The organism is Kribbella sp. VKM Ac-2569, from assembly GCF_004216905.1.
Lineage (GTDB): Bacteria > Actinomycetota > Actinomycetes > Propionibacteriales > Kribbellaceae > Kribbella.
The window spans coordinates 294,950-319,290 of sequence record NZ_SGXJ01000002.1; the positions used below are offsets into that span (position 1 = coordinate 294,950).

Annotated in this window: 26 protein-coding genes; 15 read left to right on the forward strand and 11 right to left on the reverse strand. The window is 67.6% G+C overall.

Going from position 1 to position 24,341, the window contains the following annotated elements; translation table 11 throughout:
- Positions 1–176: 176 nt before the first annotated feature.
- Positions 177–713, reverse strand: a complete 537-nt coding sequence (locus tag EV649_RS14320; protein WP_130383938.1) for a M48 family metallopeptidase — start codon at positions 711–713, stop codon at positions 177–179.
- A 522-nt stretch (positions 714–1,235) separates the two neighbouring features.
- Between EV649_RS14320 and EV649_RS41135 the strand changes: the two genes are divergently transcribed.
- Together EV649_RS41135 and EV649_RS14325 are read left to right on the forward strand one after the other, a co-directional pair.
- Positions 1,236–1,394: a DUF5679 domain-containing protein gene (locus EV649_RS41135; protein ID WP_012922897.1), complete on the forward strand. Its 159-nt coding sequence runs from the start codon at positions 1,236–1,238 to the stop codon at positions 1,392–1,394.
- Positions 1,395–1,527: 133 nt separating this feature from the next.
- Positions 1,528–2,841: an AarF/ABC1/UbiB kinase family protein gene (locus EV649_RS14325; protein WP_130383939.1), complete on the forward strand. Its 1,314-nt coding sequence runs from the start codon at positions 1,528–1,530 to the stop codon at positions 2,839–2,841.
- Here EV649_RS14325 and EV649_RS14330 read toward each other — a convergent pair.
- Positions 2,828–4,300 (reverse strand): MFS transporter, encoded by a 1,473-nt coding sequence (locus EV649_RS14330; protein ID WP_130383940.1) that lies wholly within the window; start codon positions 4,298–4,300, stop codon positions 2,828–2,830. The two genes, EV649_RS14325 and EV649_RS14330, sit on opposite strands and share 14 nt — an antisense overlap.
- A 93-nt stretch (positions 4,301–4,393) precedes the next feature.
- Here EV649_RS14330 and EV649_RS14335 point away from each other — a divergent pair, with 93 nt between their 5' ends.
- Positions 4,394–5,185, forward strand: coding sequence for a DUF899 domain-containing protein (locus EV649_RS14335; RefSeq protein ID WP_130383941.1), 792 nt, complete (start codon positions 4,394–4,396; stop codon positions 5,183–5,185).
- Between the two features lies 1 nt (position 5,186).
- On the opposite strand, the gene EV649_RS14340 is transcribed toward EV649_RS14335, so the two are convergent.
- Complete coding sequence (locus EV649_RS14340) at positions 5,187–6,161, reverse strand: alpha/beta hydrolase (RefSeq protein WP_130385020.1); 975 nt, start codon at positions 6,159–6,161, stop codon at positions 5,187–5,189.
- A 33-nt stretch (positions 6,162–6,194) separates the two neighbouring features.
- Between EV649_RS14340 and EV649_RS14345 the strand changes: the two genes are divergently transcribed.
- A complete protein-coding gene (locus EV649_RS14345) occupies positions 6,195–6,722 on the forward strand; it encodes an NUDIX domain-containing protein (RefSeq protein WP_130383942.1) in 528 nt (175 codons plus the stop codon).
- Between the two features lie 66 nt (positions 6,723–6,788).
- Here EV649_RS14345 and EV649_RS14350 read toward each other — a convergent pair whose 3' ends face one another.
- The 4 genes from EV649_RS14350 to EV649_RS14365 all read right to left on the reverse strand — a co-directional run bounded on the left by EV649_RS14350 (position 6,789) and on the right by EV649_RS14365 (position 10,160).
- Positions 6,789–6,929: a hypothetical protein gene (locus tag EV649_RS14350; RefSeq protein ID WP_238150791.1), complete on the reverse strand. Its 141-nt coding sequence runs from the start codon at positions 6,927–6,929 to the stop codon at positions 6,789–6,791.
- 109 nt (positions 6,930–7,038) lie between these two features.
- Positions 7,039–7,326: a WhiB family transcriptional regulator gene (locus EV649_RS14355; protein ID WP_130383944.1), complete on the reverse strand. Its 288-nt coding sequence runs from the start codon at positions 7,324–7,326 to the stop codon at positions 7,039–7,041.
- Between the two features lie 147 nt (positions 7,327–7,473).
- Positions 7,474–7,671 (reverse strand): hypothetical protein, encoded by a 198-nt coding sequence (locus EV649_RS14360; protein WP_130383945.1) that lies wholly within the window; start codon positions 7,669–7,671, stop codon positions 7,474–7,476.
- A gap of 362 nt (positions 7,672–8,033) precedes the next feature.
- Positions 8,034–10,160 (reverse strand): ATP-dependent DNA helicase UvrD2, encoded by a 2,127-nt coding sequence (locus tag EV649_RS14365; RefSeq protein ID WP_130383946.1) that lies wholly within the window; start codon positions 10,158–10,160, stop codon positions 8,034–8,036.
- Positions 10,161–10,260: 100 nt separating this feature from the next.
- Between EV649_RS14365 and EV649_RS14370 the strand changes: the two genes are divergently transcribed.
- Together EV649_RS14370 and EV649_RS14375 are read left to right on the forward strand one after the other, a co-directional pair.
- Positions 10,261–10,500 (forward strand): mycoredoxin, encoded by a 240-nt coding sequence (locus EV649_RS14370; protein ID WP_130383947.1) that lies wholly within the window; start codon positions 10,261–10,263, stop codon positions 10,498–10,500.
- 89 nt (positions 10,501–10,589) lie between these two features.
- The gene (locus EV649_RS14375; RefSeq protein WP_241998193.1) at positions 10,590–12,947 is read left to right on the forward strand and encodes a hypothetical protein; all 2,358 of its coding nucleotides are present in this window, start codon (positions 10,590–10,592) and stop codon (positions 12,945–12,947) included.
- Here EV649_RS14375 and nudC read toward each other — a convergent pair whose 3' ends face one another.
- Positions 12,948–13,871 carry an NAD(+) diphosphatase gene (gene nudC, locus EV649_RS14380; RefSeq protein ID WP_241998194.1) on the reverse strand — a complete coding sequence of 308 codons (924 nt, stop codon included), beginning with the start codon at positions 13,869–13,871 and terminating at the stop codon, positions 12,948–12,950. It abuts the gene before it with no gap.
- Between the two features lie 39 nt (positions 13,872–13,910).
- On the opposite strand from nudC, the gene deoD reads away from it, so the two are divergent.
- Complete coding sequence (gene deoD, locus EV649_RS14385) at positions 13,911–14,624, forward strand: purine-nucleoside phosphorylase (RefSeq protein ID WP_130383949.1); 714 nt, start codon at positions 13,911–13,913, stop codon at positions 14,622–14,624.
- Positions 14,625–14,821: 197 nt separating this feature from the next.
- Positions 14,822–15,199 (forward strand): hypothetical protein, encoded by a 378-nt coding sequence (locus tag EV649_RS14390; protein WP_241998196.1) that lies wholly within the window; start codon positions 14,822–14,824, stop codon positions 15,197–15,199.
- A gap of 6 nt (positions 15,200–15,205) precedes the next feature.
- Here EV649_RS14390 and EV649_RS14395 read toward each other — a convergent pair whose 3' ends face one another.
- Positions 15,206–15,832, reverse strand: coding sequence for a TetR/AcrR family transcriptional regulator (locus tag EV649_RS14395; protein WP_198682504.1), 627 nt, complete (start codon positions 15,830–15,832; stop codon positions 15,206–15,208).
- A 187-nt stretch (positions 15,833–16,019) separates the two neighbouring features.
- Between EV649_RS14395 and EV649_RS14400 the strand changes: the two genes are divergently transcribed.
- The 3 genes from EV649_RS14400 to EV649_RS14410 are packed head-to-tail and all read left to right on the forward strand — an operon-like array spanning position 16,020 to position 19,520.
- Complete coding sequence (locus EV649_RS14400; RefSeq protein WP_130383951.1) at positions 16,020–16,826, forward strand: SDR family oxidoreductase; 807 nt, start codon at positions 16,020–16,022, stop codon at positions 16,824–16,826.
- Entirely contained in the window at positions 16,826–17,944 is a 1,119-nt protein-coding gene (locus EV649_RS14405; protein WP_130383952.1) for a DUF5938 domain-containing protein, read from the forward strand. The genes EV649_RS14400 and EV649_RS14405 overlap by 1 nt, the downstream gene beginning before the upstream one ends.
- 10 nt (positions 17,945–17,954) lie before the next feature.
- Positions 17,955–19,520 carry an AMP-binding protein gene (locus tag EV649_RS14410; RefSeq protein WP_130383953.1) on the forward strand — a complete coding sequence of 522 codons (1,566 nt, stop codon included), beginning with the start codon at positions 17,955–17,957 and terminating at the stop codon, positions 19,518–19,520.
- On the opposite strand, the gene EV649_RS14415 is transcribed toward EV649_RS14410, so the two are convergent.
- Both EV649_RS14415 and EV649_RS14420 read right to left on the reverse strand, forming a co-directional pair.
- Positions 19,506–20,177, reverse strand: a complete 672-nt coding sequence (locus tag EV649_RS14415; RefSeq protein WP_130383954.1) for a GPP34 family phosphoprotein — start codon at positions 20,175–20,177, stop codon at positions 19,506–19,508. The two genes, EV649_RS14410 and EV649_RS14415, sit on opposite strands and share 15 nt — an antisense overlap.
- Before the next feature lie 65 nt (positions 20,178–20,242).
- Entirely contained in the window at positions 20,243–20,455 is a 213-nt protein-coding gene (locus tag EV649_RS14420) for a PASTA domain-containing protein (RefSeq protein WP_241998198.1), read from the reverse strand.
- Between the two features lie 295 nt (positions 20,456–20,750).
- On the opposite strand from EV649_RS14420, the gene EV649_RS14425 reads away from it, so the two are divergent.
- From EV649_RS14425 to EV649_RS14440, 4 genes are all read left to right on the forward strand, one after another.
- Positions 20,751–21,338: a GNAT family N-acetyltransferase gene (locus EV649_RS14425; protein ID WP_130383955.1), complete on the forward strand. Its 588-nt coding sequence runs from the start codon at positions 20,751–20,753 to the stop codon at positions 21,336–21,338.
- Positions 21,338–23,026, forward strand: coding sequence for an IucA/IucC family siderophore biosynthesis protein (locus EV649_RS14430; protein WP_130383956.1), 1,689 nt, complete (start codon positions 21,338–21,340; stop codon positions 23,024–23,026). Before EV649_RS14425 ends, EV649_RS14430 begins: the two co-directional genes overlap by 1 nt.
- 23 nt (positions 23,027–23,049) lie before the next feature.
- Positions 23,050–23,343, forward strand: a complete 294-nt coding sequence (locus EV649_RS14435) for a Uma2 family endonuclease (protein ID WP_241998200.1) — start codon at positions 23,050–23,052, stop codon at positions 23,341–23,343.
- A 153-nt stretch (positions 23,344–23,496) separates the two neighbouring features.
- Positions 23,497–24,339 carry an LLM class flavin-dependent oxidoreductase gene (locus EV649_RS14440; protein WP_130383957.1) on the forward strand — a complete coding sequence of 281 codons (843 nt, stop codon included), beginning with the start codon at positions 23,497–23,499 and terminating at the stop codon, positions 24,337–24,339.
- Positions 24,340–24,341 lie beyond the last annotated feature (2 nt).

Below are 24,341 nucleotides of genomic sequence, written 5' to 3' on the forward strand. Positions count from 1 at the left end.
CCCCACCCCACCCTTTTCCGTACGCCGTACGCACCCCGGGACATCGCCCCTCACCCGCCCGCGCCACCCCCCTCGACCTTGGGCCCGCATCAACCGTTTCCGGCGCGCTCAAACGGTTGGTGGGGGCCCAAAGTTGCGCGGCAGACGTCGGCGCGGCGCGGGGCGGGTGGCGGAGGTTAGAAGTCTTCGAGGTCGAGGGAGGATGCGGCGGAGACGCCCTCTAGGTAGCCCTCGGCGCGTTCGGCTTTTGGGTAGCGGTGGACCAGGGCCCAGAAGGTGGCGTTGTGGGTCGGCTCGATCAGGTGGGCGAGTTCGTGGACCAGGACGTAGTCGACGACCCAGGCCGGCATCGACTGCAAACGGGTCGACAACCGGATCGATCTGTCCGCCGGAGTGCACGATCCCCACCGTCTGTTTTGGTTCGAAACCCACCTCACCGACGCAAGTTCGGGCACTTCCGGGAGGTGGCGACACGCGAGTTCGTGTGCTCTGGCCAACAATTTTTCGTCCGACACGCGCGATCGGCTGCGCTGCTTCTCGAGTCGCGCCAGCATGGTCTCGACCCAGCGCGCCTCCTCGGCGGCGGACAGCCGGTCGGGCATCAGCACGATCACCCGGTCGCCGTCCCGGTAGGCGCTGACCGTGCGCTTGCGGCGCTTGCTGCGGCGGATGTCCACGTGAGGCGGGATCGGGCGCAGCGGAGAGTCGGCCATGGCTCAAAAATGTACCCCCCGAATCCGACAACTTTCTTCGGTCCACATCCTGTGCATCGACGTTTCCGCAGGTCAGACGCCAGATCTTGAACCTGCCGACCCAGGTTGTTCACACCCTGTTCCCCCGCCCGTCCACAGTGTCCGGCGGCGCGTCCCACAGGTTGCTCACAGAGTTATCCACAGGGGTGGACAACGCGGGCTTGCCACCGCCGCCGGTACCTCCTAGCGTCATCGGCAACAGGCTCCCGGACCGCTACCGGGGCCGCTCGGAGGGGAAGCCGAGTGGTCGCGGAGGCGGATCACCGGGAGCCTGTTCCGCGTCGGCGAAAGTTTCGGTAAGGGCTTTCCTCGGGGGAATCACGCGGCACGCGGACCAGCAGGTGCGCTTGAGCCTGCGCCAGGAGGCCGTAGGGTGAATCCCGACTGGGCCGAACGGCCTACGGCAGGACGGTCTGCCGTTAGCATCCAACGACTGCCCGGGCGAGACCCCGGGCTGGAATTCAGAGCAAGGAGAGGGCCCTCATGGCAGAGACCTGGAGCGGCGAGTTTTACTGCGTCAAGTGCAAGGCCAAGCGCACCGCCGACGGCGAGGTCAAGGTCAACGACAAGGGCACGCGCATGGCGAAGGCCAAGTGCCCCGAGTGCGGTACGAACCTGAACCGGATCCTCGGCAAGGCCTGACGCACCAGCACCACGTCGTAGAGGCGGTGTCCGGCACGTTGCGCGTGCCGGACACCGCCTCTCGTCGTACCCGGACCCGCGACACACAGCCCCCACCGCCGCCGGGGCTTGGGTGACCGGACAGAATGGGAACGTGTCGGACCTTCCTCGTAAGGCGCTGAGCCGGACCGCGAGACTTGCCAGCCTGCCGCTCGGTGCCGCCGGGCGGGCGACGGTCGGCCTGGGCAAGCGCATCGGCGGCGCGCCCGCGGAGGCCGTGTACGCCGAGTTCCAACGCCGTACTGCGGACCAGTTGTTCGCCGTCCTGGGTGAGCTCAAGGGCGGCGCGATGAAGTTCGGGCAGATGCTCAGCATGATGGAGTCCGCGATGCCGGAGGAGCTCGCGGCGCCGTACCGGGCGACCCTGACCAAGCTGCAGGACTCCGCCCCGCCGATGCCGGCCACGACCGTGGACACGATCCTCAGCCGTGAGCTCGGCAAGCGCTGGCGGGACCGGTTCGAGGAGTTCGGCGACGTGCCCGCGGCTGCGGCGTCGATCGGCCAGGTGCACCGCGGACGACTGAAGGACGGCCGTGAGGTCGCGGTCAAGCTGCAGTACCCGGGGGCCGCGGAGGCCCTGCGTGCCGATCTGCGTCAGCTCGGCCGGTTCGGCCGGACGATCGGCTCCCTGATCCCCGGGCTGGACGTGAAGCCGCTCATCGCCGAGCTCCAGGAGCGGATCGGCGAGGAGCTCGACTACGACCGCGAGGCGCAGGCCCAGCAGCAGTACGCCGACGCGTTCAAGGATCATCCGGAGTTCGTGGTCCCGCGGGTCGTCAAGCACTCCCCCGCGGTGATCGTGTCCGAGTGGATCGAGGGCCGGCCGCTGTCGTCGTACATCACCGACGGCACCCGGGAGGAGCGGGACGCGATCGGGCTGAAGTACGTCCGGTTCATGTTCAGCGGGCCGAAGTACGCCGGTCTGCTGCACTCCGACCCGCACCCGGGCAACTTCCGGGTGATGCCGGACGGGCGGCTCGGCGTGGTCGACTTCGGCCTCTGCGCGCGGCTCCCGGACGGCCTGCCGCCGGCGATCGGGCGGCTGCTGCGGATCTCGCTGAAGGGCGACGGCGTGGCGGTCCGGGACGGGCTCAAGGCCGAGGGCTTCATCAAGCCGCGGATGGAGATCGACCCGGATCAGCTGATGGACTACCTCGCGCCGTTCGCGGAGCCGGCCCGCGAGGAGAGCTTCCAGTTCAGCCGGGAGTGGATGCGCGCGCAGGCGAACCGGACCGGCGACTTCCGGTCCCCCAACGCGTCCCTCGCCCTCCGCCTCAACATGCCCCCGTCGTACCTGCTGATCCACCGCGTCTGGATCGGCGGCATGGCCGTCCTCTCGCAGCTCGAGGCCCAGGCCCCGTTCCGCTCGGTCCTGGAGGAGCTCCTGCCCGGGTTCAGCGACGACTGAGCACGGGCAGCGCGCGCAGGGTGACCGCCAGCAGGATTGCCATCGCGGTCAGGGCGACCGCGGTGATCCCGGCAGCCACGTGGAGTCCGGACGTGAAGGCGTCGCGGGCCTGATCGAGTACGTCGGCTGACGCGCCCTGACTGACCGCCTCACCCAGCGAGTTGCCGCTACGACCGTCCGTCCGGCTGCGGTAGACCGCCGTGACCACGCTGCCGAGGACGGCGATGCCGAGGGAGTACCCGAACTCGTTGCCGGTCTGGGTCAGCGCACCGGCCGAGCCGGCCTTCTCCGGCGGGACCGAGCCGATGACCAGATTCGTCCCGAGAATGACCAGCGCGCCAGGCCCGAGGCACTGCACCGCGAAGGCGATTACCAGCACCGTGGTCGAGGTCGTCAGGCTGACCACGGCCATACCGACCACAGCGCAGGCGACACCGGCCGGGATCAGGATGCCCGGGCGGATCCGCTGCGCCAGCCGCGGCGCGAGCTGGAAGCCGATCGTCGACGTGATCATGCCCGGGACCAGCGCCAGACCGGCGTCGAGCGGGCTCATCCCCTTGACCAGCTGGAAGTACTGCGCGACGAAGACCATCACGCCGCCGGACAGCATCGAGTACGCCGTCATGCTGCCGAGCGTCACGCTGAAGGTCCGCCGCGCGAACAGCCGCACGTCCACCAGCGGGTCGTCCAGCCGCCGCTGACGCCGTACGAAGATCCAGCCGAACGTGCCGCCGATCAGCAAGGCCCCGATGGACTGGACGCCGGCGCCGTGCGAGGCGAGGTGCTTCAGGCCGTGGATCGCCGGCAGGATCGCGGCCAACGACAGTAGAACACTCGGTACGTCGATCCGCCCGGCCTTCTCGTTCCGGTACTCCGGGAGGATGAACGGCCCGACCGCCAGCAGAACCACCATCGCCGGGACGCCGATCAGGAAGGCGGAGCCCCACCAGAAGTGGTTGAGCAGCACGCCGCCCGCGATCGGTCCGACGATTGCACCGACGGTGAAGCAGCCGCCCCAGACTCCGAGCGCGGTGGCCCGCTGCCGCTCGTTCGGGAACAGCGTCGAGATCAGCGACAAGGTGCACGGCGCGATCGCTGCTCCGGCGATGCCCAGCACCGCGCGGGCGCCGATCAGCATGCCGGGGTTGACCGAGTACGCCGCCACGATCGAGGCGACTCCGAACACGGCAGCGGCGATCAGCAGCAGCCGGCGGCGGCCGAGGCGGTCGCCCAGGCTGCCCATCGTGATCATCAGGCCGGCCACCATGAACCCGTACACGTCCAGGATCCACAGCTGCTGGCTGCTGGTGGCTCCGAGCGCGTCGGTGACCGCCGGCACGGCCAGCAGCATCACGAACAGGTCCAGGGACACGAGTAGCGAGGCGAGGCACAGCACGCTCAGCGCAATCCACTGCCGCTTACCGGTGGCCACGGGGTCCGCCACGAGGCTGAGGGTCATGATTCGGTCCTTCCGCAGGAGTCTTGTCACTCACTGCGTCGGACGGCACATTGCAAGATCGACAGTGGGTACAGAACTTTCCAGGAGGTCGTGATGACAACGATGGACAATCTGCCCGAGGTCGTGTCGCCGGAAGAGTGGCTCACGGCGCGTCTGGAGCTGCTGAGGCTGGAGAAGGAGGTGACGCGAGCGCGCGACCGCCTGAACGCGGAGCGCCGGCGGCTGCCGATGGTCCGGATGGACAAGCCCTATGTGTTCGAAAGCCCAGACGGTGAGGTCGGGCTGCTGGACCTGTTCGACGGGCGGGACCAGCTGGTCATGCACCACTTCATGTTCGGCCCGGACTGGGACGAGGGGTGTCCGAGTTGCTCGTCTGCCGCCGACGAGATCGGCAACCTCCGCCAGTTGTACGTGCGCAACACGTCACTGGTCGCCGTGTCGCGGGCGCCGTACTCGAAGATCGCCGCGTTCAAGGAGCGGCTGGGGTGGACGTTTCCCTGGTACTCGTCGTACGGGAGCGACTTCAACTACGACTTCCACGCGACGCTGGACGACCGGGTCGCGCCGGTGCTGTTGCATTTCCGCACGCAGGAGCAATTGGCGAACGAGAAGGGGACGCCGTGGTCGGACGGACCGTGGACCGCTGAGATGAACGGCGAGGAACTGCCTGGTATCAGCGCGTTCGTCCGGGTCGGCGACGACGTGTTCCACACGTACTCGACCTTCGGCCGGGGCATCGAGGACTTCCACAACTGCTACCGGTACCTCGACCTCACCGTCCTCGGCCGGCAGGAGGTGTGGGAGGAGCCGAAGGGGCGCGCCGAGCCGCTCGGGCTGCACGTCGGCGGTCCCGCGATGCGCGTCCCGGACAGGTACGACGTATGACTCACCAGTAGACCGAGTCGAGCTTTCCCTCGATACTGCGGACGTTCTCCCGGGCACACCGGTCGCAGTACAGCAGCTTGCGGCCGTCCTCGATCGAGGTCATCCAGGTCAGCGGCACGTCCTCAGACGCCGCCTGCTGACCACACAACGCACAGGTAGCCCTAGTCACGCGCATCAGTGTTGCACCACTGGTCCCCAGGAAGCGCCGCACCTCCGTGTTGAACGCTTCAGGTGCCTCAAGGTTCGCTTCATGGCCCACTCCGCCGAGCACCACGAGTTCGGCAGTGGGGATTGCCGACCGCAGCGCCTCCCCGACCGTCCGGAGCGGGGAGCGCTGGTCGTGTTCACCCCAAAGCAGCAGCGTGGGGACCCCGATCGTGGGCAAGACCGCGTTCAGATCTGCCTCGGCGAACGCGGTCAGCATCGGCAGCATCCCGGTCGGACGGCTCTCCGCCATCATCGTCCGGACCAGTTCCAACGACCCGGCCGGCGCCGAGCCGGCGAAAAAGCCGGGTAGGTAGTCTTCCATCCACTCCGCCGGCGGTCGCTCGACCTCGGACCGGACCCGCCGTACCCGGGCCTCGACCTCCTCGGGCGGCAAGGATCCCTTCCAGCCGGCGTACGCCCCCACAAGGATCAGCGAGCGGACCAACTCGGGGTGGCGTTGCCACACAGCGAGAGCGAGGCCGCCGCCCCAGGACAGGCCGCACAGATGGGCTTCCCCGATGCCCAGTTCGGTCACCAGAGCGGCCAGGTCATCGGCGTAGTCGGACATCGTCATCTCACCGGCAGGATCATCGGAGCCTCCACAGCCGGGCGCGTCCCAGGCGATCACGTCGAAACGATCGGCCAGGCCGTCCAGCTGGGGGCGCCAGGCACGGCCGTCGCTCCACCCGCCGTGCAGCAACACCAGCGCGGGTCCGGCACCGGCGCGGTGGTAAGCCATCGTCCGGCCGCCGACGTCGACCAGCTTCATCACCCGAGCCCCCTCCGGCCTATGCTCACCAGCATGCGCTGGGTGATCCACGGTGAGGAAGAGGCCTGGTCCAATCCGTGGCTGAGCGTACGGCGGTTGGACGTCGAGCAGCCTGATGGTGAGCGGTTCGACTATCACGCGGTGCGGCTGAAGGACATCGCCGCCGCGGTCGTCACCCGGGACGAGTGCGTGCTGCTGATGTGGCGGCACCGGTTCCTCACCGACACTTGGGCGTGGGAGATCCCGATGGGGATCATCGAGGCCGGCGAGAGTCCGGAGGCTGCCGCGGCGCGGGAGCTCGAGGAGGAGACCGGGTGGCGGGCCGACGGGCTCACCGAGCTCATCCGCTCGGAGCCGGCGGCCGGGATCATGGACTCGCGGCATTTCGTGTACCGGGCGACGAGTGTGCAGTACGCCGGACCGCCGACCGAGCGGAACGAGTCGGACCGGATCGAGTGGATCCCGCTCGCCGACATCCCCGGAATGATCGCCCGGCACGAGATCGTCAGCGGCATCACGCTGGTCGGTCTGCAGCAGTTCCTGCTGTCCGAACGTGGCTGAAGGGCGGCACCCCCTTTGGGTGCCGCCCCTCAGTGATTCAGCTGGTCAGGCTGTGATTCTGGTGGATCAGACGAGGCGGGCGAGTGCGAGGCGCGCGCGTGCGCTGGCCCTCTCAGCTCGCCGGCCGGCCCGCTCGGCCTGCTTCTGCGCCTTCTCGATCTGGTGAGCGAGGCGGAAGCGCCGGTTCTGCTCTGCGTCCTTCAGCAAGCTACGACAATGAGCACGGGCGAGATCTTCATGAAGTAAATGCATTTCGGTGCTCCTGGTGAAAGTCTGAGTGGTCACGTTGGACTCGTTTCGGATGGGTTGAAGGTCGTCAGGCGGCGGTTACGGTGTCACTCTTGCGGGGACGCCCACGGGGCCGCTTGCGCGGAACCACCACACCTTGGACGAACAGCTGGCCACCCCACACTCCCCACGGCTCGGAACGCTCGAGCGCTCCGGCCAGGCACTCGGCCTGTAGTGGGCAGGTCGTGCAGAGAGACTTCGCGTACTCGACGTCCGCCGGCGATTCGGCGAAGAAGAGTTCTGGCGCGTAGGACCGACAGGGCAGGTCCTGCGACGTTGCGACCTCGGTGAAGACATCGAGGAAGCTCACGCTCATTCCGGTCACCTCCCAGTGACTTTGGTTCTGATCTCTTGTCGTCGGTGACGGCTGCCGGATGACGGCCGCCAAATCTTGGGGACAAACAAAAGGGCCGCGGGACCCTTGGTGGGTTCCGCGGCCTGGAGGTGCCGGCTCTGACGTCTGTCAGACCGGTGGACTCCATGCTCGAGAACCCGAACCGCCGTACTTCACATCGCCGACAGCTCCGCCCGTGATCGGGGCAGCGCCAGAGGCCATGAGCACAACGGTCGCGACGTGCAGGCGCGGCGAGGCACCCTGAATCGGGGCGCACGGCAGCGCGGCTGCGTCGCTGAACGGCTTCTTGACCGTGTTGGTGATCATTTCCAGGGCACCTCCTCTCGTTGTGGCGAAGCGGGCGGTTAGCTCGATCGCTATGGTGGTTTGAAGTTTTCGGCCAGGCTTCGACCGCAGAAAGAACAGTACGCCGTCCGCGCCGGAGCCCGCAAACTATTTATCGCCAGTTCGCGAAGTTGGCCGGAAGTTGCCGCTCCGGCGGCAAGATCTCACTGCCGGCGCAGGCTTCGTACATACTTCCGGCACGCTCCGGGACGCCATCCGCACGCTCCGGGATCGTTGCCTCTGTCACCTAACTGCCACGTCTGCCAGGAGCAGAACGCGGCACGTCCTCCAGGATGCGCCGCGGATCTCGTGCCTGGCAACAGGTTTGCCCGAAAGGGCAGCCGTCAGCGCGTGCAGAGGTTGAGGATGTGCTCGCCGTACTTGGTCAGCTTGGTGTGACCGATGCCCGGGATCTGCCGGAGCGCCTGGGCGTCGCCGGGCTTGGTCTCGGCGATCGCGGTGAGGGTCGCGTCGGTGAGGATCACGAACGCCGGCATTTTCTCGGACTCCGCCTGCTCGGTGCGCCACTCGATCAATGCGTCGTACAGCTTCTGGTCGATCGAGGACGGGCAGTCCTCGCAGCGGCCGAGCTTACGGGCGCCCGGTTCGGTCAGGCCGCGGCCGCAGACCCGGCACTTGGGGATCGGCCGGCCGGACTTCTCGGAGCGTTCGGAGCGGGACGGGCGCTCCCAGCCGACGGCCGACGACGGGGTCCACTCGGAACGCGCCGTACGGACACCGATCGGGTCCAGGAAGCGGGTCGGCCCCCGCGTACCGCGGCCGCCCGGTGAGCGGGAGGTGGACCAGCTGATGAACAGCTGCTGCTTGGCCCGCGTCACGCCGACATAGAACAGCCGCCGCTCCTCCTCCACCTGCGCCGGCGTCTGGGCGTAGGTGATCGGCAGCGTCCCCTCGTGCGCCCCGACGATGAAGACAGACTCCCACTCCAGGCCCTTGGCCGCGTGCAGCGTCGCCAGCGTGACGCCCTCCGCGAGCGGCGCATGCTGGATCGTCGCCCGACGGTCCAGCTCTGCCATCAGCTCAGGCAGCCGCGCGTCGGGATTCGCCGCGGCGAAGTCGGACGTCATCGTCACCAGCGCGCTCAGCGACTCCCAGCGGTCCCGCACCGCACCGGTCCCGGTCGGCGGGTCCTGCGTCCAGCCAGCCCCGCCCAGCACCCCGGTCACCGTGGTCACCAGGTCGTCCCCGGCTTGCCCGGCCTTGGCCTGTCCGCGCAGCAGTACGGCGGCCTGCCGGATCTCCGCACGCTCGAAGAACCGCTCCGCGCCCTTCAGCACGGTCGGGATCTTCCGCTCGGCCAGCGCCTGCTCGAAGTTCTCCGACTGCGCGTTGGTCCGGAACAGTACGGCGATGTCCCGCAGCGCCACGCCCTCGTCCTTGAGCCGTACGACGGCCCGCGCCACCGCGTCCGCCTCCGCGACCTCGTCGGAGTACTCGCGGTAGACCGGAACCGGACCGGCCTCCTTCTGCGACCGCAGCGTGACCCGCCCCGGCAGCCCGGTCGGACCGGCCGCGTCCAGGATCTTGTTCGCCACGTCGACGATCTGCGGCGTCGACCGGTAGTCGCGGACCAGCTTGATCACGGTCGCCGACGGGTGCCGGGACGCGAAACGCACCAGGTTCTCCGGGTCGGCGCCTGCCCACGAGTAGATCGTCTGCGCCGGGTCGCCGACCACACAGACGTCCTCGCGGCCGCCGAGCCACAGGTCGAGCAGGCTCTGCTGCAGCGGCGAGACGTCCTGGTACTCGTCCACGACGAACGTGCGGTACTGCCGCCGGATCTCCGCCGCCACCCGCTCGTCCTCCGCGAGCAGCGCGACCGTGCAGAGCAGCACGTCCTCCAGGTCGATCCGCCCGCGCTCCAGCTTCACATCCTCGTACGCCGCGAAGATCCGGGCGATCGTCGCCGGGTCGAAGGCCGCCAGCGCCCGCGCCGACTTGGGCGCCAGCCGCGCGTAGTCGTCCGGCCGGACGTTGCTCACCTTGGCCCACTCGACCTCACCTGCCAGGTCGCGCAGCGCGGGCGTGTCCACCCGGACCCGGCAGCGGGACGCAGCCTCGGTCAGCAGCGGGAACTTGCGGTCCGCGATCGGCGGCAGCTCCCCGCCGTACACCTTCGGCCAGAAGAACCGGGCCTGCCGGAGGGCGGCGGAGTGGAAGGTGCGGGCCTGAACGCCCTGGACGCCGAGCTGCGCGAGCCGGCCGCGCATCTCCCCCGCGGCCCGCTGGGTGAACGTCACCGCGAGCACGCGGACCGGGTCGAACGTCCCGGTGCGCACGCCGTACGCGATCCGGTGGGTGATTGCCCGCGTCTTCCCGGTCCCCGCCCCGGCCATCACCGCGACGGCGCCGTGCAACGTGGTCGCGACTGCCCGCTGCTCCGGGTCGAGAGCCTCCAAGAGGTCGTCGGCGGATGCAGATCGTGTGAAGTCGCTCACGGGCTGGGACATGCGGGAACAGCACCACCTGCATCATGGTTCGGATACGTCGAAGGCAACCCTAGACGGGCGGCCCGACAGAAACCCCTCCCACTCCCTCAGGAGTCTGCCGATGTCCAAGTTCACGATGTACTCGACCCCGTGGTGCGGCTACTGCCACCGCCTCAAGGGCCAGCTCAAGCGGGCCGGTATCGAGTTCACCGAGATCGACATCGAGCAGGTCCCGGAGGCCGCCAAGATCGTCGAGAAGGTCAACAACGGCAACCAGACGGTGCCGACCGTGGTCTTCCCCGACGGCACCGCGATGACGAACCCGTCGCTCGCCCAGGTCGCGGAGAAGCTCGTCGCGTAACACCGGCTCAGGTCATATCGCCTGAGTTATGGACTTTACGGTCATGACCGTTATACCTTGCGGTGAACTACGCCGCAGGGAGTCCGCCCATGTTCTCGCGCCGTCAATTCCGCCATGCCGTCATCACGTTCGCCGCAGCGCTCGGTCTGCTGGCGACGGGTGGTCTGCACGCCACCGCCGCCCCGCCAGGCGACCTGCCTGACCCGTTCCCGTCGGAGAACTGGCCGCTCGGCACGCCGACGCGGCCGATCGCGCCGTCGGCCGACGTCGTCAAGGACCTCGGCTCACCGGTTAGCTCACTCACGATCATGGAAGGCGCGATCGGCCATACCCCGGACGGCCGCGACGTCGTGTACGCCGTACCAGCAGGCGAAAACGCACGTTTGAACGTCGTCGATCTGCACAGCCGGCAGCTGATCAGAACCGTGCCGCTGCCCGGAGCTGCCGGCGGCTGGGCGATCGTCGTGACGCCGAACGGTGACGTGTACCTCGGCACCTACGCGAACGCGCACCTGTACCGCTACAGCCCGGCCACGGGTGAGGTGACCGACCTGGGGCAGCCCATCCCCGGCGAGTCCCAGATCTACGGCCTCACCTCCGACCAGGCCGGCAATGTGTACGCCGGGACGTACCCGACCGCCCACGCGTTCAAGTACGACGCGACGACGGGAGAGGTCACCGACTACGGCTCACTCGACCCGGTGCAGCAGTACGCGCGGTCCACGGTCTACGACCCCGACCACAACAAGCTGTTCGTGGGCGTCTCCACTCCGAACGCCAGGCTGCTCCGCATCGACGTGGACACCAAGGCGGTCGAGGACATCACTCCCCCGGGTACGACGGCGAAGGACTTCATCGACCTGGACTACGCCGGCGGCAAGGTGTTCGCGAACGCCAGCAGCCGCCTGGTAGTGGTCGACGCAGTGACCGGCGAGCAGGTCAAGTACACCGACAGCACCACAGGCCAGCTGGTGATGGACTACCCGATCGCTGCGCGCGGTGTCTCCGCAGCCGGGCCAGGTGGCGTCTACTTCACCAACAACACCCTGTCCCTCACGCACTACGACCTGGACACCAACACGGTCGGTCCGGTCTCACCGCCGCGCACACTGACCCGTGGCGCGTCCATCGGCTACGGCTGGGTGACTGAGAACGGCGTACCGGTGCTGTACGGCCTGGCCGGTAACTACTCCGGTGGAACGTTCCGCTACAACCCGGCGGACGGGACGCTCGCGCAGTGGAGCTCACCGTTCCAGTACGTGCCGTCGCCGCTCATGCACACACTGGCCGATCCCAGCACCGGCAAGGTGTTCGTCAACGTCTACCTGAACGGCGCGACGTCTATCTACGACCCAGCGACCGGCAAGTCCACGGTCACCACCCGGCAGGGACAGGTAGAGGGCTGGGCCTGGGACGGCACGGGCAAGATGTACGTCGGCATCTACCCGTACGGCCGCCTCTCGCTCTGGGACCCGACCGCACCGGAGAGCCCGACCAACCCGAAGGAACTGTTCAGCCTCGTCGACAGCGACCACCAGAACAGGCCCGTCGCAGTGGTCCCCGCCGGCAACCGCGTGTACGTCGGCACCACACCGGCGTACGGCGAGTACGGCGGCGCGCTGACCGTGTACGAGGTACCGACCGGAAGCCACACGGTCTACCGCAACCTGGTGACCGACCAGACGATCTCCTCCATCGTGCAGTCCGGTGCTGACGTCTGGGTCGGCTCAAGCATCGAGGGCGGTCAGGGCACCGACCCGAGGGCCAGCGAGGCGCACCTGGTCAAGGTGAACCCGGCCACGGGGCAGGTGCTCACCGACATCGTTCCGGTGTCCGGTGCGGCCAGCATCAACGAACTGACCACCGGACCGGACGGCAACATCTGGGGTCTGGCCGACGGCATCGTGTTCGCCGTCAACCCGTCAACCGGTGAGGTGCAGCGCCTGCTGCCCGTGTTCAGCGGAGCCACCGGCTCACAGGACGGCGCACTGTCCTGGCGCGACGGCTACCTGTACGGCGTGACCGGTGGCCGCCTGTTCGTTCTGGACATCCTGAGCGGCAACACGACCGTACTGCGCGACCACGGCCTCAACCGGCTCACCCAGACGCCGGACGGCACCTACTACACGCTGCTGCGTCCGGACGGCTACATCAACCCGACCAACCTGGCCTCGTACACGCCACCGGTCGACCCGTGTCCGCAGTCCGACGTGCGGTCGACGGTCTGGACCGGGAACATCGACAGCCACGTCCAGAACCGCTTCCTGACCTACGGCTGCACGTTGACCGACGTACTACCGGACGCGGAAGCGGACTGGCCGAGCCACACCGCCTACGTGAGTGCAGTGCAGCAGAAGGTCAGGCAGCTCGAGTCCGACGGCTCCGTCGAGCGCTGGGAAGGTGTACTGATCCGGATCGCCGCTGCCCAGTCCGACGTGGGCCGGTGATCACCAGCTCCCGGTGAGGCTCTCGCCGTACCAGCCTTCGATCAGGCGGCGGGAGATCGAGATCGCCCCCGGGAGGGCCATCGTGCCGGCTTCGACCAGCGCGCGGAGGTCCTCCCGGGTGAACCACTTCGCCTCGGCGATCTCGTCCTGGTCCACGTCGATGTCGAAGTTCGTCGCCTTCGCGTAGAACCCCAGCATCAGGCTCGCGGGCAGCGGCCACGGCTGGCTGCCCGCGTACTCGACCTCCGGCCCGACGATCACACCGGTCTCCTCGAGGACCTCCCGCCGTACGGCGGCCTCCAGCGACTCACCGGGCTCCACGAAGCCGGCCAGCGTGGAGTACCGGCCGGCGGGCCAGGCCTCGTTGCGGCCGAGCAGTGCGCGGTCCTGGTCGTCGGTGACCAGCACGATGATGGCCGGGTCGCTGCGCGGGAAGTGGGACAGCCCGCACGCCGGGCAGCGCCGTACGTGTCCGGCCTCCACCACCTCGGTGTGCTCGCCGCAGTTCGCGCAGTGCGTGTGGACGCGGTGCCAGTTGGACAGCCCGATCAAGTGCACGGCAAGGCCGGCCTCGCGGTCGTTCAGCAGCGCACCGAGCTCGCGTAGTCCGCCGTACGACTCGTCGCCCTCATCGCCGACCAGTACGCCGAACACCGCGCGGCCCTCCGCGGTCATCCCGGCCCCGGACTCGCGGTCGATGCCGAGGAAGACCCGGATGCCTTCCGGCGCCTCGGACGGCGGCACGAACCGCAGTGCGGAGCGGTCGTCGACCACCTGGATCTTGTCACCGGCCACGACGGCCACCTGCGTTTCGGGCGCGGCCCAGGCCTTCTCCAGCCAGTCGTCGTCACGGCGGCGGTCGGCGGCGCGGTCCAGTACGGACCGGGACAGGGCTAGCGAACCAGGTGCGATGGAGTAGGCCACATGCCTCAACATATCCCGCGCCCGTGAGAGCATCCCCGCATGAGTATTCACATCGCCGCCGAGAAGGGGCAGATCGCACCCCGGGTGCTGTTTCCGGGCGACCCGCTGCGGGCCAAGTGGATCGCGGAGACCTACCTGTCCGACGTGATCTGCTACACCGAGATCCGCAACATGTTCGGGTTCACCGGCACCTACAAAGGTGAGCGCATCTCCGTGCAGGGCTCCGGTATGGGCCAGGCGTCCGCCTCCATCTACGCGAACGAGCTGTTCGAGGAGTACGACGTACAGACCCTGATCCGGGTCGGCACCTGTGGCGCGCTCACCGAGGCGGTCCGGGTCCGCGACGTGATCGTGGCGATGTCCGCGAGCACCGACTCGCAGATGAACCGGCTGCGCTTCCACGGCATCGACTACGCGCCGACCGCGGACTACAAGCTGCTCCGCGCGGCAGTGGACTCCGCCGAGGCGGCCGGGCTGAACGTGCACGTCGGCCAGGTGTTCTCCGGCGACCTGTTCTACAACGACCGCCCGGACCTGGTCTCGCGGACCGCGGAGTACGGCGTGCTCGGCATCGAGATGGAGGCCGCTGCGCTCTACACGCTGGCAGCGAAGTTCGGCCGCCGCGCGCTCGGCATCATGACCGTGTCGGACCACCTGATCACGCATGAGGTGACGTCCGCCGAGGAGCGTCAGACGACGTTCTCCGAGATGATCACGATCGCCCTCGACGCGGCGATCGAGGTGCCGGTCTGAACCGCCGGTACGGCGCTGCCGTCCTGGCGTGCGCCGCACTCGTCGTAGGGACTACGTCCTGCTCCGGCGACAAGAGCGACAAGCCGGAGTCGGACGGGAGCCCGAGCACGACTACGAGCACCTCTAGCACGCCGGCCGCCAGCAACAGCTCGGCAGGACCTGAGGAGACGCTGCCGGATCTCACGACCGCACAGGTCGTGGCTGCGTTCACCGGTAAGCAGTACAAGTGCAGCACCGACGAGGCGTACGACACCTGCAGCAGCGGCCTGCGGTCGATCCAGGTGCTGATCGGCACACACCCACGCCCGCCGGTGATCTCGCTGCAGGCGGCCGGGCCGGCGACCGAGTCGACGACGAGGCTGGTCGAGTTCGCACCGGAGGCGCTGGAGCTGGCGCACGTGAACCCACGGGGTCAGATCGTCGACTGGCTGAAGCAGCAGTCAGGCAAGGCGTCCGCGCAGACGACGTTCGGCGACTGGAACGTCGAGCTCTCGACCGAGTCCGACTCCGAAGCACCGGGCGCGATCCTCACGCTCACCGACAAGCTCTGCAAAGCGAACTGCGGGGCCGAGTAGTACTGGCTACGCCGCGACCAGCTTGGGCAGGACTTGCAGGAGCCGGCCGGTCAGCAGGTCCGGGGCCTTTTCCGGGTTCGCGGCGTAGCCCACCACGGCCTGCTCGAACAGGCCGTCGACGAGCGCGTATGCCGTCGGCGCGTCCACGGCCGGTGTGGTGCCGGTGAGATCGGCGTACCGGGACAGGATCCGCCAGATCATCTCTTCGAGCAGCTGGTCGATCGCCTCGACGTCCGGGCGCAGCTGCTCCTCGAACATGCTCTGCGCCCGCAGGTCGTACCAGAGCTTGTGCATCGGGGTCTCCTCGACCAGCGTCTGGGTCATCTTGCCCAGGAAGCCGGTCGCGAGCTCGTCCGCGGACGTCGCGGTCTCGATCACTTCGTCGTACCGCCGGGCGCACTTGGTCTTGTAGTAGCGCACGCAGTAGCTGATCAGGTCGATCTTGTCGCGGAAGTAGTAGTGCACGACGCCGTGCGTGAACTCGGAGTTGTTCGCGATCTCACGCAGGCTGGTGCGCGCGTACCCGAGCTCTCCGAGCGTCTTCAGCGCCGACTCCGCCAGCGCGACCCGGCGGCGTTCGATCTTGTCGATCCCGGAGACACGGGCAGGCCGCTCCTCAGCAGCGGACGCCACGGCAATCACCCACTCTCCAGCTCGGCCCTGGTCGAGCCTGGCGGACTCGATGCGTCAGAGTACCCCGCCCCGGGCCAGGCGCGTCCCGGAGCGGGGAGATTTCTTGACAAGTGTCAAACAAAGTCTTGACGACTGTCAAAAGCCTGGCCAGAGTGTGAAACACCCGAGCGAGCAGAAGGAGCTTCAGATGGGTTCACTCGATCTCTCCGGCCGCAAGGCCCTGGTCACCGGCGGCGCGCAGGGACTCGGCGAGGGGATGGCGAAAGCCCTCGCGGCAGCCGGCGCCAAGGTCGTGATCAGCGATATCCAGAAGGACCTGGGCGAAGCGGTCGCCGACGCGCTCGACCAGGAGTACGGCGCGGGCAACGGGTTCGTCGCCCACGACATCACCGACGACGGCGACTGGGAGAACGCGGTGGTTGCCGCCAACGACATCCTCGGCGGCCTGGACATCCTGGTGAACAACGCGGGAGTGGAGATCACCAGCCTGCTCACCGAGGTCACCGCGGACCAGATCCGCAAGATGCTCGAGGTCAACGTCCTCGGCACCACGCTCGGTATCAAGTGGGGCCTGAGGACGATGCGTCCCGAAGGCCTGGCCGGCCAGGGCGGCGCGATCATCAACGTCGCGTCGGTCGCCGCCACCATCGCGTTCCCCGGCATCGCCGTGTACTCCGCGACCAAGTCCGCCGTCGACCGGCTCACCCGGGTCGCCGCGATGGAGTCCGGCAAGCTCGGGTACGGCGTCCGCGTCAACTGCATCTACCCGGGCCTGGTCCCGACCGCGATGGGCGCCGGTCTGGCGAACGACGTGGCCCAGCTCGGACTGTTCGAGTCGCCGGACGCCGCGGTCGCCGCGGTGATCGGACTGACACCGGCCGGCCGGCTCGGCGAGGTCGCGGACATGGCCGACGCGGTCGTGTTCCTCGCGTCCGACGAGTCCCGGTTCATCACCGGCATCGGCCTGCCGGTCGACGGCGGAATGGGGATGTGATGGCGAAGCCTGTTGTTGTCTACGGTGCCTCCGGCTACACCGGCCGGCTGGTCTGCGAGTACCTGCGCCAGTACCACGTCCCCTTTGTCGCGGCGGGACGTGACGAGGCGAAGCTCAAGGCTTCTATGGACGCACATGTCCCTGGCATCGAGACAGCGGACTACGAGGTCGCAGCAGTCGACCACGACGTCGCTGCACTCACCGATCTGTTCAAAGGCGCTTCCGTCGTACTGAACACGGTGGGACCGTTCAGTGAGCTCGGTCCGGCGGCTGTGGAAGCAGCACTCGCCGCAGGTGCGCACTACACCGACACGACCGGTGAGCAGGACTGGCTGATGACCTGCGACGAGCAGTACGGTCCGCAGTTCGCTGAGGCCAACCTGGTGCTGGCCCCGGGTATCGCGCAGATGTACACCACCAGCGAGATCGCTGCGCAGCTGTGCCTCGAGCAACCCGGTCTGGACACGTTGGACGTCGCCGTGTTCTGGGGCGGCAGCCCGACCATCGCCTCGACCCGCACGATTCTGGTGAACGCTGCGACGTCGAAGGCGCACTACCTGGAGAACAACCAGTACGCCGAGTTCCCCGAGCAGGGTCTGGTGCCGTTGGTGGTTCCCGGACAGCACGAGCTCGCGCTGTCGCTGCCCTGGGGTGGCATGTCGCACCCGGTGTGGTTCAAGCGCGATCCGCGGGTGGCGAACTGCAAGGCGCAGGGCGGTGTGTTCAACGCCGCGCTGATGAACGGGGTCCCGCAGATCGTTGCCGCGGCTCTTGAAGCGACGAAGGACATGTCGCCCGAGGACCGCAACACCGCACTGACCGAGACTGCTCGCCAGGTGATGAACGAGATGCCGCCCAGAGAGAACCCACGCGTCAACAAGACGCTGGACTCGGTGCACGCCTCCGGACCGCTCGGACGGGCGCACTGTGTCATCCACGGCAACAGCAACTACCAGCAGACCGGTCTGCTCCAGGCGTTCGCGGCGTACTCGCTGCTGCAGACGCCGCCGAAGCGGGTCGGTTTCGCGAGTGGCTGCCAGGCATTCGGTCACCGTGAGCTGCTCGGCGTACTGCGGAGCTTCGGGCTGGTGTCCGAGCCGCAGCTGACGGTGCACTAGAGGAGTTGCTGTGCGGCTGGTCGACTACCTGGACAAGGGCGCATCGCTGGCGCCGGACGCCTCCTGCCTGACCACGGACGGCGAGACGCTGACGTACGCCGACGTACAGCAGCTCTCGTACCGGATCGCGGGCGCGCTGGCGGCAACCGGCGTACGGCCGGGCGGCAAGGTGGCGATCCTGTCCGCGAACGACCCGGTGGCCTTCAGTTGCGTGTTCGGGATCAGCCGGGCCGGTGCGGTCTGGTGCCCGATCAACCCGCGCAACGAGGCCGCCGAGAACCGTGAACTGCTCGACCAGTTCGACTGCGAAGTACTGATCTACCAGTCGGCGTTCGCGCCGCTGGTCGACCGCATTCGGGACTCACTGCCGAAGGTGCACACGTTCGTCTGCCTCGACGGGGAGCCCTCCAACTCCGGCCCAACCCCCCACCCCAGCGGCCGGAGAACTGTCGGCTGGGACGCGTTCTGCGGGGGCGCGTCCCAGCCGGCACCCGATCTGACCGACCCCGGCGATCTGGCGATGATCGTCGGGACAGGCGGCACGACCGGGCGCCCGAAAGGAGTCATGCTCGGTAACAGCAACCTGGAGACGATGACCGCGCTCACGCTGATCGGGTACCCGTTCGGCGAGCGACCGGTCTACCTGGCGTTGGCACCGCTGACACACGCAGCAGGTGTGCTGTGCTTCCCCGTGCTCGCGTCCGGCGGCGAGATCGTGATCATGCGAGCTCCCGACGTACATGCGTTCCTGGAGCTGATACCGCGACACGGGGTGACGCACACGTTCTTGCCGCCGACGCTGATCTACATGGTGCTGGCAGCACCGGAGCTCGACTCCACGGACCTCTCGTCGCTGCGGTGCTTCTGGTACGGCGCTGCGCCGATGTCGGTCGCCCGGCTCGAGGAGGCACTGCAGCGGATCGGTCCGGTGATGGCCCAGCTGTTCGGGCAGACCGAGGCTCCGATGATGATCTCGATGCTGCCACCCGCTGAACATTTCGACGCCGCAGGCCATATTGCGCGGGGACGGCTGTCATCCGCGGGACGGCCGTCCCCGCTGGTCACGGTGGCGATCATGGGCGCCGACGGCACGCTGCTCCCGCACGGTGAGCGCGGTGAGATCGTGGTGCGTGGGTCGCTGGTGATGCAGGGGTACTACCGGAACGCCGAGGCCACCGCAGCGGCTTCGGCGTACGGCTGGCACCACACCGGCGACATCGGGTACCTGGACGACGACAACTACCTCTACATCGTCGACCGCGCGAAGGACATGATCATCACCGGCGGCTTCAATGTGTACTCCACCGAGGTCGAGCAGGTGCTGATGACGCACGCCGACGTACAGGACTGCGCGGTGATCGGCCTACCGGACGAGAAGTGGGGCGAGCGGGTGGTGGCCGTCGTACAGCTCCAGCCGGGCAGTGCGGTCGAGCCGGACGAGCTGATCGCGTTCGCGAAGGCACGGATCGGCAGTGTGAAGGCACCGAAGGAGGTGCTCGTCTGGCCCGACCTGCCACGCTCCAAGGTCGGCAAGGTGGTCAAGCCGGACATCAAGGCGCGACTAGCTGCTACCTGATGCTCCTGCGGTGGACGCCACCACGATGGCTGCTGTGACGGCGGCCTGCATCTCGGTGACTGCCTTCTTCACCGCGTCGGCTGCCCAGTCCGAGTCGGCGATCTCTTTCGCCCGCTGCTTCAGCGCCTTCTTGTCGACCGCATCCGTGACGACCTTCGGTACGACGTTCAGCGCGCTGAGGAGGGCGATCAACGCAGCGGTGCGCTGGTCCGGCGCCGTACCGACCTTCAGCACGCTCTCCAGCCGGGCGCGAACGTCCTGCTCGTGCCGCGCGTCCTTGGCGGGCCAACGCGTCACCGGGAACAGTCCGAGCACCCTGCCCTGGTCCTCCTCCAGCACACCCCGCTCCGCGAGCCGCGCCAGCAACTGGTTGCGCAGCCGCTTCGAGAGCGCACCGATCTGGTCCTTCGGCTTCTTCCCCGGCTTGTTGACCACGTACGCCAGACGCTCGTCCAGGATCGGGTCCCCGGTCGGCGCGCCGTCCAGCACCTGCAGACGGCCCGCCTTGCCGTCGATGGTGATGTCGAGCTTCCGGTTCAGCGTCAGCTCGATCAGCACCGCGCCGGCCAGCGCGTAGTCGAGGCCTGGCGACCCGGCGACAGGCTTGCCGGTCTCGTCGTCGTACAGCAGCAACAAGAGGTCTTCGGCGATCAACATGCCTCCAAGGTAGGCCTGCCCGCAGTTGCGGCACATCAGCCGCGCGGCGGACTTGCCGCATCCACCTACTCGCCGATCTTCTTGGAGCGCAAGATGATCTTGGTGTCGGTCGCGGCGCGGGTGCCGCCCTGGGGCTCCTGGGTGACTACGACCCAGTTGCGGTCGTTGATCAGCAGCCGGCCTTGCCCGGTGGCGTCCTCCTCGGTCAGATAGTAGAAGCCCGCCGCCTGCATCGTGTCCTGGGCCAGCTGGTGGTTCAGGCCGACCACATTCGGCACCACCCCTGCTTGAGCAGGCGAGGTCGGAGCAGGCGGCGTACTGCTCGGAGGGGCGCTCACGGAAGGACTCGGCGTTCCAGAGCTGCCACAGGCCGCCAGGAGAAACAGCAGCCCGCCGAGCGAACCGACTGCGAACCATCTTCGAGCTGCCATCTGCTCCCCCGTCCGAGGTCGTCCTACCAGTGTGGACGACTGAGGGCGCCGCCGGGATACAGCCCGGTTTCGATGCGTGATCAGCAATCAAGTAAGGTAAGCCTTAGCTAATCAGGTACGCCCACCTCGAAAGCAGACCGCCATGACCAGAGCACTGCCCGAGCCGACGTACCGGCGCTTCGTCGCCGGCCTCGGCACCTTCAGCCTCCGGCCGTTCGACCTCGCCGAGGACGTGACCACGCTGCACAGTTGGGTCACCCAGCCGTACGCGCGGTACTGGGGCCTGCTGACCGCGTCGGTCGCCGACGTGCACGCGGAGTACCTCCGGATCGCGGAGAGCGAGCACCACCAGGCGTTCCTCGGCGAGCACGACGGGCGGCCGGCGTTCCTGATGGAGCGCTACGAACCGGCGTACGACGCGGTCGGCCGGACGTACGACGTGGCACCGGGCGACATCGGCATGCATGTCCTGGTCGGTCCGCCGACTGCGCCGATTCCAGGGTTCACCGGGGCCGTGTTCGAGACGATCATGGACAGCCTGTTCAGCGATCCGCTGGTCGATCGGGTCGTGGTCGAACCCGACGTACGGAACGTGAAGATCCAGGCGCTGAACGCGCGGATGGGGTTCCGCAAGCACAGCGTCGTACGGCTTCCCGACAAGCAGGCGTGGTTGAGCTTCTGCACGCGCGACCAGTACGCCGATGCGCATCGAATGAACGAGGCAGGCTGATGGATCACTGGACTGTAGTCAACGAGGCGTTGGTCCGGAAGGCCTTGTCCGAGTTCACGCATGAGCGCATTCTCGAACCTGTTGCTGTAGGCAATGAGTACGCCGTCGGCCGGTACCGCTTCACGGCGCGGCATTATCCTTTGAATCATTGGGATATCTCTTCAGTTGTCCGCGACGACGGTTCGGCGGTCGACGCCTTGGAGTTCATCACCGAGTTCCACGAGCAGCTCGGGATCGGGCGCGAGATGCTGCCGGTGTACCTGGAGGAGATCAGCAGCACGCTGGCGTCGGCGGCGTACAAGCTGTCGAAGCCGGACCTGACGGCGGCGGACCTGGTTACCGCGGACTTCCAGACCATCGAGGCCGCGATGACCGAGGGGCATCCGTGTTTCGTCGCGAACAACGGGCGGCTCGGGTTCGGCCTCACGGACTATCTGGCCTATGCGCCGGAGACCGGCGCGGGCGTGCAGCTGACCTGGATCGCGACCCGGCGCGACCGGACCACGGTTTCTTGTAGTTCTTCCTTGGCGTTCGACGAGTTGATGCGGTCCGAATTGGGGGACGACGTACTCGCGCGGTTCGCCGTTGTCGCTGATCCGGCGGAGTACGTGTATCTGCCGGTGCATCCTTGGCAGTGGGACAACAAAACCTCGATCACGTTCGCCGCCGACATCGCTCAGCGGCACATCGTCCACCTCGGGTCGACGGACGACGTGTACCAGCCGCAGCAGTCGATCCGGACGTTCTTCAACCGGTCCGAACCATCCCGGTGCTACGTGAAGACGGCGTTGTCGGTGCTCAACATGGGGTTCATGCGCGGGCTGTCGCCGTCGTACATGGCCGCGACGCCGGCGATCAACGACTGGGTACACTCGGTCGTCTCGAACGACGTTGTCCTGAAACGCTACGGCTTCACCGTGTTGCGCGAGATCGCGGCGGCCGGGTACCACAACCGGTACTACGAGAACGCGACCGACAAGACCTCGCCGTACCGGAAGATGTTGTCGGCGCTCTGGCGGGAGAGCCCGGAGCCGTCACTGGAGCCCGGTGAGCGGCTGGCGACGATGGCGTCGCTGCTGCACGTCGACCGGCACGGCGCATCGGTGGCCGCGGCGCTCGTACGGGCGTCCGGGCTGGCGCCGGCGGACTGGCTGCGCGCATACGTCGATGCTTATCTGATCCCGTTGCTGCACAGCTTCTACGCGTACGAGCTGGTGTTCATGCCGCACGGCGAGAACCTGATCCTCGTACTGCGGGACGCGATTCCGATCCGGGTGATCATGAAGGACATCGCGGAGGAGATCGCCGTACTGCATCCCTCGACTCCGCTGCCGGCCGAGGCGGAGCGGGTGCGGGCCGACGTACCGGACGACGAGAAGCTGCTGTCGATCTTCACAGATGTGTTCGACTGCATCTTCCGGTTCCTGTCCCCGCTGCTGGATCGGGAAGGCCTGCTGACGCCGTCCGAGTTCTGGTCGGTGGTGGCCTCGTCCATCCGCGACTACCAGGCATCGACGCCGGAGCTGGCGGAAGCGTTCGCGAAGTACGACATCTTCGCACCGGAGTTCGCCCTCTCCTGCCTGAACCGCCTCCAACTCCGCAACAACCAGCAAATGGTCGACCTCACGGATGTGGCGGGCTCGTTGCAGTTCGCCGGCACCCTGGAGAACCCACTGCCCTGTGGATAACTTCGGCGCGGGTACGGCGGAATTTGTCACGCTGGTGTGGTGCGTACAGCAGAAGCCACCCGGGACGGCCGCCTCTACTGGCAGTTGAGGTCCTCTCCCCCACCACCCGAACCACCGACGTAGTCCTCAAACGAGCCCTGTACGAGCAGCACGGCGTCCCGTCCTACTGGCTCCTGGACCCCACCAACCAAGAACTAACAATCCTCGAACTAACCCCAACCGGCTACCAGTGCCAGGCCGTAGTCCAAGCCGAGGAAACCTTCGACGCGACCCACCCTTTCCCCCTCACCCTCACCCCCACCTCCCTCACGAGCTGATCTGGGGAGGTTTGCCCTCCCTCGTTGGGCAGTAGAACGCCCCAATCTGGTCGCGGCTAGCTGGCCGGCGCGTTTGAGGACGTCCGATCTGTTCAAGAAATCGGGTGGGGGTGATGCCTACCGTCGCTCTTGGAGCGATGGGAGGAATGGATCATGAGGGTCGGGATCGGGCTGCCGGCGGCGGTGCCTGGGGTGGATGCGCGGCGGTTGGGCGAGTGGGCCGCTGCGGCCGAAGACGCAGGGTTTGATGCGGTCGGCGTGATCGACCGGTTGGTCTACGACAATCTGGAGCCGTTGACCGCGTTGGCTGCTGCGGCGGCGCGGACTTCGCGGGTGGAGCTCCTCACGACCGTGCTCAACATCGGCTGGCGGAACAACGCCGTACTGCTGGCCAAACAGCTCGCGTCGGTCGATCAACTGTCCGGCGGCAGGCTCACCGCCGGTGTCGGTCTGGGTGGTTGGCCGGACGACTTCACGGCCAGTGGAGCCGCGCAGCATGGATTCGGCGAGCTGTGGGAAACGTCGTTGGAGACCTGGCGGCAGATGTGGGCGGGGAAGCTTGAAGGCATGTCCCATCTCCCCGACGGCCGCCCCGAGCTTCTGTTCGGCGGATTGGTTCCAGCCGCCTACCGTCGCGCCGCTGTTCACGGGCAGGGTTGGGTGGCTCCGCTGTTCGGTACGGCGACGCTCGAGCAAGGTGCGAGCGCCGTACGGACGGCTTGGAAAGACGCCGGTCGAAGTGGCGAGCCTCGCGTCGTCACCGGGCGGTATTTCGCTCTCGGGCCTGAGGCTGACGCGGTCGCCGACGAGTACATCCGTCACTACTACGGTGATGCGTACTTCGAGTTCGCGCGAGCCGATACCCTGACGACTCCAGCGGCACTACGCGATCACTTGGCCGGCCTTCGTGCGGCCGGCGCGACCGACGTCATCTTCTACCCGGCTTCCCCTGACCACGACCAGGTCTCCCTGCTCGCCGAGGCGCTGATGCGCTAGAG